At 64.9% G+C, this 2,067-nt stretch carries 1 protein-coding gene; it reads right to left on the bottom strand.

Annotation, left to right across the window (positions count from 1 at the left end):
• Positions 1 to 2,067 (bottom strand): error-prone DNA polymerase (locus JMF90_RS34845; protein ID WP_201326141.1); only part of this gene is annotated, 2,067 nt, incomplete at both ends.

Genomic DNA, 2,067 nt, shown 5'->3' with positions numbered 1-2,067 from the left:
AGCGTGAGGCCGGTGGTGTGATAGTCGGCGAGGATGTCGTCGGCTTCCGACGGCGCGCCGAGCGCGGGCTGCTCCACCTCGTCGATCGGCGCGGCGGCGAGCAGGTCGCGCTCCGGCGCCGCGGCGACGGCCTGCCACAGCGCATCGCGGCGATGGCCGGCGAGCGTCGCGAGCGCATTCGCGGCGGCAAGCACCTCGAGATCGCGGCGTTCGAGCTGCGCGCGACGGGCGAGGCTGTCGACGCTATCGAACGGGCCGGCGGTACGAGCGGCTTCGATGCGCCGCGCGGCGGCTTCGCTCAGGCCGCGCACGAGCGACAGGCCGAGCCGCACGGCCGGTTGACCATGCGGGGGCGGCTGATCGGGCAGTGCTTCGAGCGACGCTTCCCAACCGCTTTGCGTGACGTCGATCGGCAGCACCTTCACGCGATGACGCTTCGCGTCCTGCACGAGCTGCGACGGCGGGTAGAACCCCATCGGCTGGCTGTTCAGCAGCGCGGCGAGGAAGATCGCGGGTTCGTGGCATTTGAGCCAGCTGCTCGCGTACGCGAGTTTCGCGAAGCTGGCGGCGTGGCTCTCGGGGAAACCGTATTCGCCGAAGCCCTTGATCTGTTCGAAGATCTGCTCGGCGAATTCGCGCGTGTAGTTGCGTTCGAGCATCCCGCTGATGATCTTGTCCTGATATTTCTCGAGATTGCCCTTGCGCTTCCACGCGGCCATCGCGCGGCGCAAGTCATCCGCTTCGCCGGGTGTAAAACCGGCCGCAACGATCGCGATCTGCATCACCTGCTCCTGGAAGATCGGCACACCCAGCGTGCGAACGAGCACTTCCTTGAGCGCGTCGCTCGGATACGTGACCTCCCCCTTCTCTTCGCCGGCCACGATCCTGCGCCGCTTCAAATACGGATGCACCGCGCCGCCTTGAATCGGACCGGGCCGCACGATCGACACCTGGACGACGAGATCGTAGTAGTTGCGCGGCCTCAACCGCGGCAACATCGACATCTGCGCGCGCGATTCGATCTGGAACACGCCGACGGTATCGGCACGGCAGATCATGTCGTAGGTTGCCTTGTCATCCTGCGGAATGTGTTTCAGCGTGAATGGCTTGCCGTCCTTCGCTGGCCCGCGCCACGCGGTGCGCAGGTCGAACGCGCGATGCAGCGCCGACAGCATGCCGAGCGCGAGCACGTCGACCTTCATCAGCCCGAGCGCTTCGAGATCGTCCTTGTCCCACTGAATCACGCGCCGCCCGTCCATCGCCGCATTTTCGACCGGCACGAGCCGCGTGAGCTTGCCGCGGCTGATCACGAAGCCGCCCGAATGCTGCGACAGGTGGCGCGGAAAGTTGAGCAGGCGCCCCGCCAGTTCGGCCCATGTCTGAATGATCGGCGTCGCCGGATCGAGCCCGGTCGACGCGAATTGCTGCAGCAGATCGCGGCTGCCGTCGAACCAGCGATGGCCCTTCGCGACGCGATCCACCAGCATCGGATCGACGCCGAGCGCCTTGCCGGTTTCACGCAGCACGCCGCGCGGGCGATACGTCGAAACGGCGGCCGCGAGTGCTGCGCGATCCTTGCCGTATTTTTCGTAGATGTGCTGGATCACCTCTTCCCGGCGCTGATGCTCGAAGTCGACGTCGATATCCGGCGGCTCGCCGCGTTCCTCGCTGATGAAACGCTCGAACAGCATCGTGCTTTGCTCGGGATTCACTTCGGTGATACCGAGGCAGTAGCAGACCACCGAGTTCGCGGCCGAACCCCGCCCTTGGCACAAGATGTTCTGACTGCGCGCGTATTTGACGATGTCGTAGACGGTCAGGAAGAACGGTTCGTAACTCAACCGGGCGATCAGGTCGAGTTCATGGCGGATCTGCTTGTCGACCTTCTCCGGAATGCCGTTCGGATAACGATCGGCCGCGCCCGCGAAGGTTTCCTGTTCCAGATAGCGCGTCGGCGTGAGTCCCTTCGGCACGATCTCGTCGGGATACTCGTAGCGCAGCTTGCCGAGATCGAAATCGCACGCGTCTAGAATCGCGCAGGTTTCGCCAATCTCTTCCGCCGAAAAC

The sequence above is a fragment of the Burkholderia sp. E168m23 genome, assembly GCF_016586125.1.
Taxonomy (GTDB): Bacteria; Pseudomonadota; Gammaproteobacteria; order Burkholderiales; family Burkholderiaceae; genus Burkholderia; species Burkholderia orbicola.
Note: the sequence above shows the minus strand (reverse complement) of the source record. Positions and strands in the feature narration are given on the sequence as shown.